This window comes from Acinetobacter sp. AOR41_HL (assembly GCF_027854645.1).
Taxonomy (GTDB): Bacteria; Pseudomonadota; Gammaproteobacteria; order Pseudomonadales; family Moraxellaceae; genus Acinetobacter; species Acinetobacter nosocomialis.
Genome location: NZ_JAKTHZ010000022.1, coordinates 63,159 through 78,868, shown reverse-complemented (window position 1 = coordinate 78,868; position 15,710 = coordinate 63,159). Strand labels below are relative to the sequence as shown.

The 15,710-nt window shown below is 40.1% G+C and carries 18 protein-coding genes, 2 tRNA genes and 1 pseudogene; 13 read left to right on the top strand and 8 right to left on the bottom strand.

The window, feature by feature from the left end; all coding sequences use genetic code 11:
- Positions 1–337: 337 nt before the first annotated feature.
- The 5 genes from ompR (at position 338) to MKL35_RS07905 (ending at position 4,845) form a co-directional block, all read left to right on the top strand.
- Positions 338–1,102, top strand: coding sequence for an osmolarity response regulator transcription factor OmpR (gene ompR, locus MKL35_RS07925; protein WP_000060753.1), 765 nt, complete (start codon positions 338–340; stop codon positions 1,100–1,102).
- A gap of 17 nt (positions 1,103–1,119) precedes the next feature.
- Positions 1,120–2,577: an ATP-binding protein gene (locus MKL35_RS07920; protein ID WP_002052250.1), complete on the top strand. Its 1,458-nt coding sequence runs from the start codon at positions 1,120–1,122 to the stop codon at positions 2,575–2,577.
- A gap of 51 nt (positions 2,578–2,628) precedes the next feature.
- Positions 2,629–2,733 carry a hypothetical protein gene (locus MKL35_RS07915; RefSeq protein ID WP_081282758.1) on the top strand — a complete coding sequence of 35 codons (105 nt, stop codon included), beginning with the start codon at positions 2,629–2,631 and terminating at the stop codon, positions 2,731–2,733.
- Positions 2,734–2,768: 35 nt separating this feature from the next.
- Positions 2,769–4,283 carry an acetyl-CoA hydrolase/transferase family protein gene (locus tag MKL35_RS07910; RefSeq protein ID WP_017392587.1) on the top strand — a complete coding sequence of 505 codons (1,515 nt, stop codon included), beginning with the start codon at positions 2,769–2,771 and terminating at the stop codon, positions 4,281–4,283.
- 130 nt (positions 4,284–4,413) lie between these two features.
- Complete coding sequence (locus MKL35_RS07905; RefSeq protein ID WP_002052234.1) at positions 4,414–4,845, top strand: GNAT family acetyltransferase; 432 nt, start codon at positions 4,414–4,416, stop codon at positions 4,843–4,845.
- Between the two features lie 170 nt (positions 4,846–5,015).
- Here MKL35_RS07905 and MKL35_RS07900 read toward each other — a convergent pair.
- From MKL35_RS07900 to MKL35_RS07890, 3 genes are all read right to left on the bottom strand, one after another.
- Positions 5,016–5,091, bottom strand: a tRNA-Phe gene (locus MKL35_RS07900).
- Positions 5,092–5,217: 126 nt separating this feature from the next.
- Positions 5,218–5,293 (bottom strand) — tRNA-Phe (locus MKL35_RS07895).
- A 105-nt stretch (positions 5,294–5,398) separates the two neighbouring features.
- Positions 5,399–5,782 carry a GNAT family N-acetyltransferase gene (locus MKL35_RS07890; protein WP_002052206.1) on the bottom strand — a complete coding sequence of 128 codons (384 nt, stop codon included), beginning with the start codon at positions 5,780–5,782 and terminating at the stop codon, positions 5,399–5,401.
- Between the two features lie 102 nt (positions 5,783–5,884).
- On the opposite strand from MKL35_RS07890, the gene hisB reads away from it, so the two are divergent.
- The 5 genes from hisB to hisA all read left to right on the top strand — a co-directional run bounded on the left by hisB (position 5,885) and on the right by hisA (position 9,349).
- A complete protein-coding gene (gene hisB, locus MKL35_RS07885; protein ID WP_006582523.1) occupies positions 5,885–6,478 on the top strand; it encodes an imidazoleglycerol-phosphate dehydratase HisB in 594 nt (197 codons plus the stop codon).
- Entirely contained in the window at positions 6,478–7,095 is a 618-nt protein-coding gene (gene hisH / locus MKL35_RS07880; RefSeq protein WP_002052198.1) for an imidazole glycerol phosphate synthase subunit HisH, read from the top strand. The genes hisB and hisH overlap by 1 nt, the downstream gene beginning before the upstream one ends.
- Before the next feature lie 152 nt (positions 7,096–7,247).
- Entirely contained in the window at positions 7,248–7,796 is a 549-nt protein-coding gene (locus MKL35_RS07875; RefSeq protein ID WP_032012265.1) for a DUF805 domain-containing protein, read from the top strand.
- Between the two features lie 85 nt (positions 7,797–7,881).
- Entirely contained in the window at positions 7,882–8,523 is a 642-nt protein-coding gene (locus MKL35_RS07870) for a 3'-5' exonuclease (RefSeq protein WP_032012264.1), read from the top strand.
- Positions 8,524–8,617: 94 nt separating this feature from the next.
- A complete protein-coding gene (gene hisA, locus MKL35_RS07865) occupies positions 8,618–9,349 on the top strand; it encodes a 1-(5-phosphoribosyl)-5-[(5-phosphoribosylamino)methylideneamino]imidazole-4-carboxamide isomerase (RefSeq protein ID WP_002052186.1) in 732 nt (243 codons plus the stop codon).
- 68 nt (positions 9,350–9,417) lie between these two features.
- Here the strand turns inward: hisA and MKL35_RS07860 are convergent, their stop codons facing one another.
- The gene (locus MKL35_RS07860; protein WP_004711597.1) at positions 9,418–9,969 is read right to left on the bottom strand and encodes a helix-turn-helix domain-containing protein; all 552 of its coding nucleotides are present in this window, start codon (positions 9,967–9,969) and stop codon (positions 9,418–9,420) included.
- Positions 9,970–10,067: 98 nt separating this feature from the next.
- Between MKL35_RS07860 and MKL35_RS07855 the strand changes: the two genes are divergently transcribed.
- Positions 10,068–10,970 carry a DMT family transporter gene (locus MKL35_RS07855; protein ID WP_032012262.1) on the top strand — a complete coding sequence of 301 codons (903 nt, stop codon included), beginning with the start codon at positions 10,068–10,070 and terminating at the stop codon, positions 10,968–10,970.
- Between the two features lie 32 nt (positions 10,971–11,002).
- Here the strand turns inward: MKL35_RS07855 and MKL35_RS07850 are convergent, their stop codons facing one another.
- From MKL35_RS07850 to MKL35_RS07840, 3 genes are read right to left on the bottom strand one after another with little or no spacing between them, the layout of a single operon-like run.
- A complete protein-coding gene (locus MKL35_RS07850) occupies positions 11,003–11,398 on the bottom strand; it encodes a DUF4870 family protein (protein WP_001088855.1) in 396 nt (131 codons plus the stop codon).
- Between the two features lie 36 nt (positions 11,399–11,434).
- On the bottom strand, positions 11,435–12,064 hold the full coding sequence (locus tag MKL35_RS07845) for a DUF1294 domain-containing protein (RefSeq protein WP_032012261.1): 630 nt from the start codon (positions 12,062–12,064) through the stop codon (positions 11,435–11,437).
- An 11-nt stretch (positions 12,065–12,075) separates the two neighbouring features.
- Positions 12,076–13,026 (bottom strand): homoserine kinase, encoded by a 951-nt coding sequence (locus tag MKL35_RS07840; RefSeq protein WP_032012260.1) that lies wholly within the window; start codon positions 13,024–13,026, stop codon positions 12,076–12,078.
- A 112-nt stretch (positions 13,027–13,138) separates the two neighbouring features.
- On the opposite strand from MKL35_RS07840, the gene hisF reads away from it, so the two are divergent.
- Entirely contained in the window at positions 13,139–13,897 is a 759-nt protein-coding gene (gene hisF, locus MKL35_RS07835; RefSeq protein ID WP_000880078.1) for an imidazole glycerol phosphate synthase subunit HisF, read from the top strand.
- Positions 13,898–13,938: 41 nt separating this feature from the next.
- On the opposite strand, the pseudogene MKL35_RS07830 reads toward hisF, so the two are convergent.
- Positions 13,939–14,578: pseudogene (locus MKL35_RS07830) on the bottom strand (hypothetical protein).
- Positions 14,579–14,687: 109 nt separating this feature from the next.
- Here MKL35_RS07830 and MKL35_RS07825 point away from each other — a divergent pair.
- Complete coding sequence (locus MKL35_RS07825) at positions 14,688–15,692, top strand: AraC family transcriptional regulator (protein ID WP_032012259.1); 1,005 nt, start codon at positions 14,688–14,690, stop codon at positions 15,690–15,692.
- The last annotated feature ends 18 nt before the right edge of the window (positions 15,693–15,710 follow it).

Below are 15,710 nucleotides of genomic sequence, written 5' to 3'. Positions count from 1 at the left end.
TAAGCTTTAATATTTGAATGAGTTCTCAACCTCTTAGAAAACAAACTTTAAAAAGTAGTGTTAATTTTTAAAATAATCTATTTGAAACAATTATTTATTAAAATTTAATCGAATAGAATTTAATGAGTGACCGAATGCTTGGTTTTTTCTTTAAGGCTTTGCTAAATTATGGGCATAAGATGTTGTTTTTTGGTTTCAAGCCCCTACGAAAATTGTAATTTTGAGCAAATTGATACATAGTCTTAACAAGAACATCGGCATTATACTGAGGGCTTGTTGGCAATAAGCCTAACCGATCCAATAATATATAAATTATGACTTTAAAAGGGAGTACATCATGAGTTTAGTTGTACCTGCTGAACATCCTGAAACCGTACATAACGAAACGGATCGTGTCGAACGCATTTTAGTGGTCGATGACGATGTGCGTTTACGTACCCTCTTGCAACGTTTTTTGGAAGATAAAGGCTTTGTTGTAAAAACTGCCCACGATGCCTCACAAATGGATCGTTTATTACAACGTGAGTTATTTTCACTTATCGTACTCGACTTTATGTTGCCCGTTGAAGATGGTTTAAGTATCTGTCGTCGTTTACGTCAGTCAAACATTGATACACCTATTATTATGCTAACTGCACGTGGTAGCGACTCTGACCGTATTGCTGGTCTTGAAGCTGGTGCAGATGACTATTTACCGAAACCATTCAACCCAAATGAGCTTTTAGCACGTATTCGCGCAGTATTACGTCGTCAGGTTCGTGAAGTTCCGGGTGCTCCAAGCCAACAAGTTGAAGTGGTTAGCTTTGGTCCATGGTCTTTAGATTTATCTACACGTACGCTTACTCGTGAAGGACAAATCGTTACTTTGACCACGGGTGAGTTTGCTGTATTGAAAGCATTGGTACAGCATCCACGTGAACCATTAACGCGCGACAAACTTATGAACTTGGCTCGTGGCCGTGAATGGGGTGCAATGGAGCGCTCAATTGATGTTCAAGTGTCTCGTCTACGTCGTTTAATTGAAGATAACCCAGCACGCGCACGTTATATTCAAACGGTATGGGGTGTAGGTTATGTATTTGTTCCAGATGGTGCTGAATAAGCTTGAGATAAATTAGAGTGAGTTTAGAGCCAATACCACCGCAAAACTTTACCGACTACGTTGCGTACTCAGAGCGTAAACGGACGAGATGGGAACGTTTTCTCGACAAAATTAAGCCACGTTCTGCTGCCATGCGTACCACTATTTTGGTATTGCTGGTGGTGTTCTTTAGCCTCTTTATGTCATTGTGGTTTTTTTGGCGAACTCTCTATTTACCCGAAATTCAACAGCATGCCCGTTATTTGGCTGTTGAACTCGAGCTAGTGAACAACCCTAATATACGTATTTTTCATCGTGATACCGAAGTTGATGTTGATACTTGGTTGCGTAATCGGGTTGGCATTGAATATATAACCGACCCTAAAGAGTATCCAAGCGTTCGCGATAAAGTCATTGCGGAGTTTTTTACCAACCAAGTTGAACAAAAACTTGCAAATGAAATCGGCGCAAAAGACGTTACAGTTTACTTCCAGTTTAAACCTAGCCCACGCATCTGGATTCAAACACCAGAAATGCATGGCAATTGGGTTCGTGAGCCTTTAAAAACCTATGCAAACTATAGTCCTGAGCTATTAATTGGTTGGGTTGTGGGTGTGCCATTAGTTTCGGCCATCATTATTTTAATTTTGATTCGTCAAATGAACCGCCCATTACGTCGTTTGCAAAATGCCGCCAACGAATATAGTAAGTCTGGAACAGCACCATATTTAGATACTAACCATGGCCCTTTAGAAATTCGCCAGGTAAACCAAGCATTTAACCGCATGGTATATACACTTGAGCAGACTGAGCGTGAAAGACGGATTATGCTAGCGGGTATTTCACACGATTTAAGAACCCCGCTTACACGTATTCGTTTAACTGCAGAGATGCTACCTGATGAGTTTCTACGTGAAGGTCTGGTTTATGACGTAGATGATATGGATGCAATTTTGAATCAGTTCATCTCGTATATGCGGGATGGTTCAGATGAAGAATTAAAAGACACCAATATCAATATATTATTGCAAGAATTAATTGTTCAATTTAAACCGCTTGATATTCGTTTTGAGGTGCAAGATGTTCCGATTATTCCTGCACGTAGCCTTTCTTTAAAACGTCTGATTGCCAACCTCATTAATAACGCAAAACGTTATGGTGCGGAGCCAATCGAACTCAGCGCAAAAGTTGAAAATGAACATATTTTAATTACGGTTGCTGACCATGGTGAAGGCATTCCAGAAGATCAGATTGAAGAATTAATGCAACCATTTGTAAGAGGTAATTCTGCTAGGACCATTCAAGGCAGTGGTTTAGGCCTTGCAATTGTTAAGCGTATTGTCGACATTCATCAAGGTGAAATTCAAATTCATAACCGTGAACAAGGCGGTTTAGAAGTGATTATTTCATTACCTATTCCAAAACCAGCGGCCGAAGAAAACACAACGCCAAATCCTTTAGAAAAAATTAAACAAACTTTAAGTGAGCGCTTCTAATTTGATCAACTGATCATTTAAAGCGCTATTTTAAAATTTATTAAATACTAAATAAATCAATATCTTAAAATTCATAAAATAAATTTATACCCCCATTTATTTAAAAAATTAGACCTTAGCCTAACACCTATGCACTTTTCATTTTTTCATAGCTAAAATCCGGTATGTTTTGACAATATTGAGGATGTCCAATGTCTTTAAGTCGTATTCGCCTAGCTTCTCTTCATGACAAGGTCATCAGTGCTGAACAAGCTGCGCAATTCATCGAAAATGGAATGACTGTTGGTATGAGTGGTTTTACTCGTGCTGGCGAAGCTAAAGCTGTTCCTCAAGCACTTGTAGAGCTTGCAAAAAAGAATCCGTTAAAAATCACGTTAATTACGGGTGCTAGCTTAGGTAATGACTTAGACAAACAACTCACGGAAGCAGGTGTTTTATCTCGTCGTATGCCATTTCAGGTAGACAATACTTTACGTCGTGCGATTAACAACGGCGAAGTTATGTTTATTGATCAACATTTATCAGAAACTGTTGAGCAAATGCGTAACCAGCAACTTAAACGTCCAGATGTTGCGGTGATTGAAGCAATTGCAATTACTGAAGATGGCGGCATTATTCCAACAACTTCTGTGGGTAACTCTGCAAGTTTCGCAATTTTTGCCGAAAAAGTTATTGTTGAAATCAATACCTCTTTAAGCGAAAGCTTTGAAGGTTTGCACGACATCTATATTCCAACTTACCGTCCAACACGTACGCCAATTCCATTAACAAAAGTGGATGAGCGTATTGGTACAACAGCCATCCAGATCGATCCTGCAAAAATTGTAGGTATTGTCTTTAACGATACACATGACTCACCATCAACAGTCACTCCTCCAGATGATGAGACTCAAGGCATCGCAAATCACCTGATTGCTTTCTTTGAAAAAGAAGTTGCTGAAGGCCGTTTACCTAAGAACCTTGGTCCATTACAAGCAGGGATCGGTTCAATTGCCAATGCAGTATTAACAGGTTTAAAAGATTCTAATTTTGAAGACCTCATCATGTACTCAGAAGTACTACAAGACTGTACTTTTGAACTCATTGATGCAGGTAAAATGAAGTTTGCTTCTGGTAGCTCAATTACCCTTTCAGCTAAATGTGGTGAGAAAGTTTTTGGCAATATCGAAGCTTACAAAGACAAATTAGTACTTCGTCCACAAGAAATTTCGAATCACCCTGAGCTTGTACGTCGTTTAGGTATTATCGGCATTAACACTGCACTTGAGTTTGATATTTACGGCAACGTGAACTCAACTCACGTATGTGGTACTAAAATGATGAATGGTATCGGTGGTTCAGGCGACTTCGCTCGTAATGCTCACTTGGCAATTTTTGTGACCAAATCAATTGCTAAGGGTGGCGATATCTCTTCTATCGTGCCAATGGTAAGCCACGTTGACCACAGTGAACACGACGTTGATATTTTAGTAACAGAGCAAGGTTTAGCAGACTTACGTGGTTTAGCACCTCGTGAACGTGCTCGCGCAATTATTGATAACTGTGTACATCCGCTTTACCGTGATGCACTGAACGACTACTTTGATCGTGCATGTGCCAAAGGTGGTCATACTCCTCATTTACTTCGTGAAGCATTGTCTTGGCATGCAAACTTCGAAGAAACAGGTCAAATGCTTCAAGCGGCACCTGTTGCAAAATCAGCGTAAGCAATATTTTTAATTTAAGCACTCCTACGGGGGTGCTTTTTTATTTGTTTAAATTATTCACAAACTACTGCGCAATTGCGTATTTTTATTTTATCTTTTCAATACATCAAAACAAAAAGTAGAAATCCATATGTTTATTATTCGTCAATTTACAAATGCAGATCTGGATGATGTGGTCAATTTATGGGAAAGCTGCGACCTAACCCGTCCATGGAATAATCCTGAAACCGATATATTTAGAAAAGTCTCACAACAGGATGATTTATTTTTGGTTGCTATTAAAGATGAGCAATTGATTGGCACGCTCATGGGCGGCTATGACGGTCATAGAGGCTGGATTAACTATTTGGCTGTTCATCCCCACCAACAACGCTTAGGAATCGCTACAGCGCTTGTTCAGCAGCTTGAAAAGCGCCTTATCGCTCGCGGCTGCCCAAAACTTCAATTATTGGTGCGTAAAGACAATCTAAATGTGCTGAACTTTTACGAACAGCTCGGTTATGACGAAGTAGAAGCCGTATGTTTAGGAAAACGACTCATTAATGATAGTCCTCACGACTAAAGACAAATTTCAGTTGAGCCATTTCTAGAAAGTTCAAACATTGTTGGGGATAACTGAGTTTGCTTGTGGATAAAATGAGATTTATACACAAGTAAAGTCTTAATATTTTTTATTAAATAAATAGGCATGAAAAAAGCCCCATACTTTAAAGTATGGGGCTTTTTTGAATATGGTGGCGAGACCCAGGATCGAACTGGGGACACACGGATTTTCAATCCGTTGCTCTACCTACTGAGCTATCACGCCGATGGCCTGTATTAAGCCGCATCTCAGAACAATAGTCAACAATTATCCTGAGTTTCTGATTTAAATGAGTATTTTTTATACTTAAAAAAAATCCCTGATGGGATCAGGGATTGAAAACACAAATAATGGTGGCGAGACCCAGGATCGAACTGGGGACACACGGATTTTCAATCCGTTGCTCTACCTACTGAGCTATCACGCCGAAGTGGGGGTATTAAACAATGTTTATAAGAAGACGTCAAGCAACTTCCGTATTTTTTGTAACAAGTGTTTAATTTTAAATCACAAGTACAGTAAAAATAGGATTTTAGCTATGTAATTTACCAATATGCGCTAAGCAGCGATGAATGGCACCACAGCCTGGCTCAAAAATTTTAACGCCTTTTGATTCTTCTATACGACAAGCTTCTTCTACCAAGCGCTCAGCTACCCCACGACCACGGTTAGCAGGATGCACCACAATATATTCAAGTACCTTGCTTTCACCTTGTCCTGAACACCAGATTGCACCTATAATTTTGGTGTTAAATTCGGCAGTGTATAGCGTGGTATACTGCTGTAAATCTTGTTCAAGTTGTTCAATCGCATCGTGCCCGTCACCAAACTCCGGACTTGTGTCATACAGTCGCTCAAGCTGATCGCGGATCTCTGAATTATCTAGAGAACTATAAGCATGTACGGTAATAGGCATTGATTAACCCTCCTGAGCAAACTATGATGCTGTCACGAATTCGTCACAGCGAAATTGTCGTTAACATCCAATCATTTTTGACGTTTTTTGAGGAACGTGTCCATGACGCAACGTATCAGTGAAGTGGTTAGAAATACCAATGAAACCAAAATTCGAGTTCGTTTAAATCTCGATGGTACTGGTCAAGGCACACTAAACACCGGAGTTCCATTTTTAGACCATATGATTGATCAAATCAAGCGACATGGCTTATTTGATATCGATATTCATTGTGATGGAGACTTAGAGATTGACGATCATCATACCGTAGAAGACTGCGGTATCACGCTTGGACAGGCTTTTGCACAAGCTTTAGGCGATAAAAAAGGGTTACGCCGTTATGGTCATTTTTATGCACCATTAGATGAAGCTTTATCTCGTGTCGTTGTAGATTTATCTGGTCGTCCGGGTTTATTTATGGATATTCCATTTACTCGCGCACGTATCGGTACATTTGATGTGGATTTATTTTCCGAGTTTTTCCAAGGTTTCGTAAACCACGCCCTTATGACCTTACATATTGATAACTTGAAAGGTAAAAATAGCCACCATCAAATCGAGAGTGTATTTAAAGCACTAGCGCGTGCTTTGCGTATGGCATGTGAAATTGATTCACGTGCTGAAAACACGATTGCATCGACAAAAGGTAGCCTCTAATGACACGTATCGCGTTACTTGATTATGGCATGGGCAATCTACACTCAGCTGCTAAAGCACTTGAGCATGTAGGTGCTACAGTCGATGTAACTAACGACCCAAAATTAATTGCACAAGCCGACAAAATTGTTTTCCCGGGTGTTGGGGCAATGCGTGATTGTATGCAAGGCATGCGTGAAGCAGGTATTGATGAAGTCGTACGCAACGCTGCTTTTAATAAGCCAGTTCTTGCAATCTGTGTAGGCATGCAAGCGCTTCTACAAAGCTCTGAAGAAAATGGCGGTGTAGATGCCTTAGGTATTTTTGAAGGTGTTGTTAAACACTTTCCTCAAATGGAAGGCTTAAAAGTCCCACACATGGGCTGGAACCAAGTTCACCAAATGGACCCAAGCCATCCAATGTGGAACAACATTGATCAAGATGCTCGCTTCTACTTTGTACACAGCTATTATGTTGAACCTAAAGATGAAAATCTTGTAGCTGCAACATGTGAATACGGCGTGAACTTCTGTACGGCAATTCACAAAGATAATTTATTTGCGACTCAATTCCACCCAGAGAAAAGTCACACTGCAGGTTTACAGTTACTTAAAAACTTTGTGGAATGGAATATTTAATTTCACAAAAGTTTTAAACAGATCAGGTCTAGATGGCCTGATCTTTTTTTTTATTTATAATAACAAGCAATCATTTATAGAATGATATTTTATTCAACAAAATATTGAATATTCATACTTTTAAATAAAACCAAATGATTAGGATAAACACAATGAATTCACCTTTTGAAAATCAGCCACTTCAGCAAGATTCGCCCTTTAAGGCAAATGGACGTTTTGGACGACTCTCTTATGCTGCTTGGACCTTCCTATTTACGTTAACCCTCGCTGCTGTTGTTCTACTTATTATTTTTACTTTCGGTCTTACACAAAATGAGGGCACCCCAGGTTTTACTGCGCCGGGCATCATCGCTATTGCCATTCTATATATCGTCGGTATTTATATTAGCTTCGTATTTACTATTCGCCGTTTGCATGACCGTAATAATACAGGTTGGTTATCTTTACTCATGCTCGTACCAATCGTGAACATTGGCCTTGCCGTTTATTTATTTTGTGCAAAAGGAACTGAAGGCCCTAATGATTATGGACCGAAGCGTCCAACGCCAAGCTGGGAATGTGTTTTAGGTTGGATTTATATTGCGCTTATTCCACTTGCAGTCATTTTTGCTATTGTTGCCACAATCATGGCTCCTACCTATGAAGGCTATGTTGAAAAAAGCGAAAGCGTTATCATTGGGTCCCCATCTCAGTCTCAATAATTTTTTAAAGTTTCCTAAAGCCTAGTTCTCTAGGCTTTATTCATATATAAAGGGAATAGCTCAATTTATTTGTACGCTGTTAAATATGTCCGAAGCCCCGTCCCTCCTTGATAAAGCCTCTATTCAGCAGCTTCCACCTTTTAAAAATCTTAACCACCAAAATATTGTGGTGATTGAAAATATTGAGCAATGCAAAACTATTGAAGAAGAATTAAAAGCAGCGATCTTTTTAGGATTTGATTCCGAATCTAAACCGACATTTCGGGTAGGTGAGGTCTCGACGGGTCCACATCTGATTCAGCTTGCCACAGAACATAAAGCCTATTTATTTCATGTCAATTCATCGACTTTAAAATTTTTGCAGCCTATTTTGTCCAATCCAAAACAACTTAAAGTCGGCTTTGGTCTTAAGAATGATAAGCACATTTTTCATAAAAAAGACATAGAGCTTGAAAGCTGCATTGACCTTGCTAAAGGTTTTAGTCACTTTGGTTTTACCCAGCAAATGGGTGTACAAAAAGCCGTAGCACTGTTATTTGGACAATATCTTTCAAAGTCAAAGAAAGTCGGAACATCAAATTGGGCGCAAAAGCCACTTACACCACAGCAAATCAGTTATGCCGCCGCTGATGCTTATGCTGCCTTACTAGTATTTTTAGAGCTTCGTAAACAAAACTTATTACCGGCTCACATTTCACAAACGATTCAAACCGCACTTCATGCGTAAAGTTATAAAAGTCTTTTCTAAGGCTTAGCGATTGATCAATACTTTGCTAAGATGTGCACAATTTCATAAACATGATGAAGCAAGGAGCGAAAGCATGCTAATCATTCCAGCAATTGACCTGAAAGATGGTAAATGTGTGCGTTTAAAACAAGGGCGTATGGAAGACGATACCGTTTTCTCTGACGATCCGGTTGCAACTGCCCAACATTGGGTAAATGAAGGCGCACGTCGTTTGCATTTGGTCGATTTGAATGGTGCTTTCGCAGGTACGCCTATCCATAAACCTGTTGTTGAAGCAATTGCTAAAGCTCAGCCAGAGTTACCAATTCAAATTGGTGGTGGTATTCGCTCATTAGAAACAATTGAACACTACTTAGAAGCTGGCGTGACTTTTGTCATTATCGGGACTAAAGCCGTTCAAGAACCTGAATTTGTAGAAGAAGCTTGTAAGCGTTTTGCAGGCCACATCATTGTTGGTATTGATGCCATGAATGGTATGGTTGCAACTGACGGTTGGGCAAATGTTACTGACGTTAAAGCAACTGATCTAGCAAAACGTTTTGCAGATGCTGGCGTATCTAGCATTGTTTATACCGATATTGCGCGTGACGGCATGATGCAAGGTGTAAACGTTGAGCAAACTGTCAACTTGGCTCAATACTCAGGTTTACCAGTGATTGCTTCAGGTGGGGTAACGAACCTTGATGATGTTCGTAACTTAAAAGGCAAGCCAGGCATTTTAGGTGCGATTACAGGCCGCGCAATTTATGAAGGTACTTTAAATCTTCGTGAAGCTCAGCTTTTATTAGATGAAAATCGTCTTTAATTTTTAAGATGTAAAAAAGAGCCGCTTTAGGCTCTTTTTTATTTATTGATATGAAAATATATTCCGAATCAATACACCACATTACGAATAAATTTAAGCACTTGATTACCACTATTAATATAAGTGTAAGTTACTGAACTGGCATATATAATTGAAGAACCAGCAGCTATAGTTTTTGTGCTATCTGCAAATTGTATGGTTAGCTCACCTTCTAATACATAAATAAGTTCTTGCCACCCTTCTGGGTCTGCTTCAGCAATATAAGACTCCCCTACTGCCAAAGACCATGTCCAAAGCTCAACTTGAGAACGGGAAGGAACTGAAGCCAGTAAAGTAGCTTTGCTTTCTTCTTTTTCGCCTTGCCAAGCAAGTACATTAACCAACGCATGTTCTTTATGCTCTGGTGCACTTACAATCGTTCTAAAGTTTACGCCCAACACTATCGCAATCGCATCGAGCTTAGCTAGGCTGATATTGACTTGTCCTGTCTCTAAAGCAGCAATAGTACGTCTACTTACACCCGCCTGGTCTGCTAATTCCTGTTGGCTTAAACCACGCTCATCTCTTAATGAACGAATATTTGTGCCTACGTGCTGTAAAACGGTACTCGAATGGCTCATAGAATAGGTAGTACAGAAAATTTGAGCAATATATTGCACAAAACAGAAGAATAGCGCAATATGTGCAGTATATTGCACAATTCATTCTAATTTTGAGTATGTCACCAATTTCTTTGAGTTCAAGCAAAGCCCCACAGTTAGCACTCGTTTTGATTACTATGATTTGGGGCGGAACATTTCTTACAGTGCAATATGTACTGAATTTTACATCGCCTATGTTTTTTGTAGGCTGCCGCTTTGCTGTAGCAGCGCTAACGTTATTGCTTATTTCATTCAAAAGCATGAAAGGCGTTACGTTAAAAGACTTAGGTGCTGGTAGTGTGATTGGTCTAGTCATTGTGGGCGGCTATGGAACTCAAACAATTGGCCTACAAACCATTCCGAGTAGTGAATCGGCTTTTTTAACGGCACTTTATGTTCCGCTTGTTCCTATTTTAATGTGGCTCATCTTTAGAAAGACACCACATGCCATGACTTGGGTGGGAGCAGCTCTAGCTTTTACTGGTCTTGTTTTATTGACAGGGAATGGTTTTGAGCAAATTTCATTAAGTTTTGGGCAGCTTTTAACAGTACTTGGCTCAGTTGCGATTGCTTTAGAAATTCTTTTTATTAGTTATTTTGCTGGAAAGGTAAATTTGCGCCGTGTGACCATTATTCAACTTGCTGTCGCATCTCTACTTTCGTTTGCCGTTATGCCTGTGGTGGGCGAGCAAACGATTCCAGCATTTTCATGGCCGCTTGTACTTACAGCTGTTACATTAGGTTTAGCAAGTGCACTGATTCAATTTGTGATGAACTGGGCTCAGCGTATGGTCGATCCTTCACGTGCTGCGATTATTTATGCAGGAGAACCTGTTTGGGCTGGGGTTATTGGCCGAATCGCAGGTGAGCGTTTACCACTGATTGCCCTTTTTGGCGGTGCTTTAGTGGTGTTAGGTGTTTTAGTCAGTGAGTTAAAACTTAAGTTACCCATTAAAAAAACTAAAAGAATTCGAGAATAAAAAAGAGAGCTTAACGCTCTCTTTTTTATTTATTAAGGTTGGTACATCGGTCGGTTATCATTTAACGCAATCAAGCCGCGAATGGCACGATATACAATCCAGATCCATGCCGCGGCAATGACACCTACACAGAATACGGTTGAAGAGATCGCAACGCCTGCAAATAAATCGGTATTTTCGCCTGTAAAGAACAAGAAAATAAACGGCAAAAAGGCAATAATATTCCAAGCCAAATACCACCAGAATGTTCTGATTTGCCATGTAAAGTGGCTCGCAAAAATTGAACCTTGTACATCAGAACGTTTTACGTAGTTAATAATTAAAGCAATAATCGCAAGTAAGCCGCCTGTAAAAATGGCAACAATATAAAGTACATACAAAATAAGTGTTAAAGTACGATTTGGATCTTGGTCGATAGAACTATTCATTTTTATACCTCTCAAGTGTAATAAAACAATTTACTTTTATGATCCCCGCAAAACGTTTAAAGGAGAAATTAGCCACAAAATCAAAAGTAAATGAAAGAATATGGTACAAAAATAAATCTTACGAAATGGTTGTTTTTGTGTTTTATGTCTCAGTTTTTGTTGTGCCCACCACGCAGCTGGCCAGCCTCCTAAAAAACTTACAATGTGCAAAGTCTGTTCAGGAACACGGCGATTGCCTAATTGTGCAGCCTCTTTATCTTGTGAATATAGCCAATAACTTAAGACATTCATCATTAAGATAAACAATAAAGTATAAGCTGGCAGAACATGGATAAAGCTCATAATGCCCATTAAAACAAAATAAAATACGATCCCCATTTGCATAGCAGACCATGGTTTTGCTTGAAATGAAGATTCTGTTTTTGTTGATTTTAAAGCTTTACGAGTTTGAGATGCTTTTAAATAGGTGACTTGCTGGGCACGAAAACGGCCTCGTTCATCCAAAATGACCAAATATTCTAGTGCACAGCCAATAATTGGCCGAGGACCGGGGCGTGCAAAATCTTTGATATGCAAAAAGACTCGCTCTTTTTCAGCATCGTCCGGCTGAATAAAGCCATAACCTTTTTCGTCGAACCATTCGACTAAACGCCCCTGATCTCGCATCTTTATTCCTTTTATGCTTTTACATGACTTAAACGGTCTTGCATCATTGCTCGCATTTCTTGCGGATCTTTTTGCAAAATGTCGTCGCCTGTACGTCCTTCTTCTTTATTTTTTTGAGCAACTTGTAAACGCATTGACCAGAAACGGCATGCTGCCATTGCCAAGAATACATCTAAACATTCAAGTTCATCTGAAGTAAGCACACGAACTTTTTGATACGCCGCTAAGTAAGCTGCCACTTTGTCTGAGTTTAAATGTGCTGCTGGATATTCGGTACAAAAATCATTGATGGTAATCGCAATATCAAACAGTAATTCATCTTGATTTAACTCGTAAAAATCTAAGATACCTTGTAATTGATCACCTTCAAACAATGTATTGTCGCGGAATAAGTCTGAATGAATAAAACCTGTTGGTCGGTTCGAATACTGTGCTGTTTTCGCATTGAAAGCTTGATAAACCTGCTCAAGTAAAGCTTGGTCATCTTGAGACATATTTGGCTTAAGCTGCTCTGCAACGCCTGTCCAGTATTGATGATCGCGTCGATATTCACGCTCAAGCGGAAAATCTTGTAAAGCCACATGCAGTTTCGCTTGTGCATCTGCAATTGCCGCAACTTGGGCTACTGTGGTTTGCATGGGATGGTGACCCATGAGACGTGGTGCAATCTGTGCAGGCTTTTCTGCAATAACGTGAACCGCTTGTCCGCTATGCTTCAACGGTACAGCAACGGGTACATCATGAGTGCCTAATTGTTCAAGTACAGGAATAAGTTCACCTGCACCTTTGGCATCTAACTCTTCAAATACGGTGAGTACATATTGTTTGCGGTTTACATCAACCAAAAAATAATTGGTGTTTTGAATACCTCCCTGAATTGGGTTCAGCTCCAACACCTCTAATCCATAAGGTGCAGCAAAGGTGCGAACTTCATCTAAACTCAACGGGGTATAAACCGACATGGAAAACCTGCAAAAAACATCTGTGAAGTTTGATAGAATACCTCTTCCCTCCATGAAGGTGTAGCGCCTGTGTAGGAACTTTCACCAACGGCGATTATTTTTGGAAAAAGCTATGCTTGCTAAACGTATTATTCCTTGCCTAGACGTTGATAACGGACGCGTAGTTAAAGGCGTTCAATTCCTCGATATTCGTGATGCGGGCGACCCAGTTGAAGTGGCACGTCGCTATAACGAACAAGGTGCAGACGAAATTACTTTCTTAGACATTACCGCTACACATCATGGCCGCGATACCACTTACCGTACTGTTGAACGTATGGCCGAGACTGTATTTGTGCCTTTAACTGTCGGTGGTGGAGTACGTAAGGTTGAAGATATTCGTGCGTTATTAAATGCAGGTGCAGACAAAGTGAGTATTAACTCGGCTGCCGTATTTAACCCTGAATTTGTTCAAGAAGCTTCTCAGCATTTTGGCGCACAATGTATTGTGGTTGCGATCGATGCCAAAAAAACTGGCGACAACAAATGGGAAATCTTTACTCACGGTGGCCGTAAACCAACGGGTATTGATGCGATTGAATGGGCTGTAAAAATGGCTGACTACGGTGCGGGTGAGTTACTCATTACCAGTATGGACGCCGACGGCACTAAAGCAGGTTACGATATTGCTTTAATGCGTGCGATTAATGACCGCGTGACTATTCCAACGATTGCCTCAGGCGGTGTAGGTAACTTACAACACCTTGCAGACGGTATTTTACAAGGTGGTGCCGATGCAGTATTGGCAGCAAGTATTTTCCACTTTGGCCAATATACGATTCCAGAAGCTAAACAATATTTAGCTGAACAAGGCATCGAAATGCGCTTGTAAGCTTATTTATATTTAAAGGGGCAATATGCCCCTTTATTTTTTTATGCAGCGCCATCGACCATATTGATGTCACTGACGAGTTGAGGCTTTTCTTTTTTCTCCACCCATTTTGCAGGGAAAATTTTTTCTACAGCTTGAGAGAGTGGTCTAGCAAGCATAGTAGGTAACCTTATCCCCAAAGGGTTTTGTTCTTTTAGGTCTGCCGAAGATACCACGCGTGTTCCCATCACATAATCAAACCAAGGTTTGGTCACGCACCAATTGGCGTCTTGGTTCGAGTTCATATGGTGGTCGTAATGCCACGGAATTTTACGCTTTGCCCAGTCAGGCTCTAAATGTGCACGGCGATGAATATAGTAATAATTTCCTGCACTATACCAAGCTGCAAGCGCCATACCTTTTGAAAATGGGTAAAACATTGCACTTGAAACGGTTGCCACCACAGCAAGTGAAATTAACTCATTTTTTAGTACGCCAGTTACTAACACCTTCAACATAGCAATCATCATGAAATTGTTGTTTACGGACTTCACGATGGTGTGCCCAATGGGACTCCATGCTTCTTGGTACTGGGCTATAACGCGGTTGTCCAGCACGGTGTACACCATGCAAAATATATTTATGCGCCACCCATTCAAATGCATTCGCAACTGCAATTCCTGCAATAAACCCTTTTAGCATCGCCTTACTCCTTTTTCTTTTTATTTAGAATATAAAATTCGCTATGCTAGGTATTGACCAGAATTTATGGTTTCATTGACAAATCACGACAAGAAAGAGGTGGTCAAGGATGCCACAACTAAAAAATTATACCGGCTCGGTATATGGAGGACTAGGACATCTATTAAAAGCTTATTGCGAAGCTAATGGCTTAGCTATTCCTGAACAATTAGAACAAATACAAAATCTGGAACGCTTTGACTATGTAGTTTGGCGTGATCTATTAGAAGTCATTTATAAACTCGACCCGAAGCCGGGTTTAGGGCTAGAAATTGCTAAATATGTTCAGCCCAAACACTTAGGAATAATTGCCTACCTTGCTCTATCTTGCGATAACTTAGGTGAAGCTTTAATTCGCTATCATGACTTTCACCGCCTAATTTATGACGGAAGTCCTTTAGTAGTCGAGTTACAAGGTCAATATGGCTCTATTCGCTGGGAAGCGACTGAGTTACACCCGACTCAACTTACCGATGAAATCGCGATTGCACTGGTGATTCAATTCTTACGTCTTTTTATGTCTCATGAAGATGTACATTTACATGAAGTACGTTTCTTAAATGCTGCCCCTAAAAATATCAGGGTTTACGAGCAGTACTTTCAATGCCCTGTTCGTTTTAGCCAGCCCCGTACAGAGTTACTTATTCCAATTACCGAAATTCATAAACCGCTTAGCAGCGCTGACCACACTCTACAGCAGCTATTGGTCCAGCAAGCACAAGCACTTTTAGAACAGTTACCCAATTCAACTCAACTTGATCAACGTTTACAGCATTCAATTTTGACTGGCTTACAAAAAAATCAGTACCAAATTGAATATATTGCCAATCAATTAGGCTTGTCTGTTCGGCAACTTCAACGGCATTTACAACAGCAGAACACCACCTTTCAGGAACGTGTTCAACAAGTACGCTTTATGCTCGCAACCGAGTATTTAAAAGATCCGCATTTAAGCCTACAAGAGATTGCACTTTTGCTGTGTTATTCAGAACAAAGCGCATTTCAAAGAGCATTTAAACATTGGACCAATCAAACACCCCAACAATGGAGAGATCAATTTTTAGACAAAGAATAACCAACCAAAACTTACAAA

Bases quoted from the DNA above. Each gene is read 5' to 3' on its own strand.
- MKL35_RS07870 (WP_032012264.1), top strand. From the start codon at position 7,882: ATGTCCGAAGCCCCGTCCCTCCTTGATAAAGCCTCTATTCAGCAGCTT.
- MKL35_RS07860 (WP_004711597.1), bottom strand. From the start codon at position 9,969: ATGAGCCATTCGAGTACCGTTTTACAGCACGTAGGCACAAATATTCGT.
- MKL35_RS07910 (WP_017392587.1), top strand. From the start codon at position 2,769: ATGTCTTTAAGTCGTATTCGCCTAGCTTCTCTTCATGACAAGGTCATC.
- ompR (WP_000060753.1), top strand. From the start codon at position 338: ATGAGTTTAGTTGTACCTGCTGAACATCCTGAAACCGTACATAACGAA.
- MKL35_RS07850 (WP_001088855.1), bottom strand. From the start codon at position 11,398: ATGAATAGTTCTATCGACCAAGATCCAAATCGTACTTTAACACTTATT.
- hisA (WP_002052186.1), top strand. From the start codon at position 8,618: ATGCTAATCATTCCAGCAATTGACCTGAAAGATGGTAAATGTGTGCGT.
- MKL35_RS07825 (WP_032012259.1), top strand. From the start codon at position 14,688: ATGCCACAACTAAAAAATTATACCGGCTCGGTATATGGAGGACTAGGA.
- hisH (WP_002052198.1), top strand. From the start codon at position 6,478: ATGACACGTATCGCGTTACTTGATTATGGCATGGGCAATCTACACTCA.
- MKL35_RS07840 (WP_032012260.1), bottom strand. From the start codon at position 13,026: ATGTCGGTTTATACCCCGTTGAGTTTAGATGAAGTTCGCACCTTTGCT.
- MKL35_RS07905 (WP_002052234.1), top strand. From the start codon at position 4,414: ATGTTTATTATTCGTCAATTTACAAATGCAGATCTGGATGATGTGGTC.
- hisF (WP_000880078.1), top strand. From the start codon at position 13,139: ATGCTTGCTAAACGTATTATTCCTTGCCTAGACGTTGATAACGGACGC.
- hisB (WP_006582523.1), top strand. From the start codon at position 5,885: ATGACGCAACGTATCAGTGAAGTGGTTAGAAATACCAATGAAACCAAA.
- MKL35_RS07855 (WP_032012262.1), top strand. From the start codon at position 10,068: ATGTCACCAATTTCTTTGAGTTCAAGCAAAGCCCCACAGTTAGCACTC.
- MKL35_RS07875 (WP_032012265.1), top strand. From the start codon at position 7,248: ATGAATTCACCTTTTGAAAATCAGCCACTTCAGCAAGATTCGCCCTTT.
- MKL35_RS07845 (WP_032012261.1), bottom strand. From the start codon at position 12,064: ATGCGAGATCAGGGGCGTTTAGTCGAATGGTTCGACGAAAAAGGTTAT.
- MKL35_RS07890 (WP_002052206.1), bottom strand. From the start codon at position 5,782: ATGCCTATTACCGTACATGCTTATAGTTCTCTAGATAATTCAGAGATC.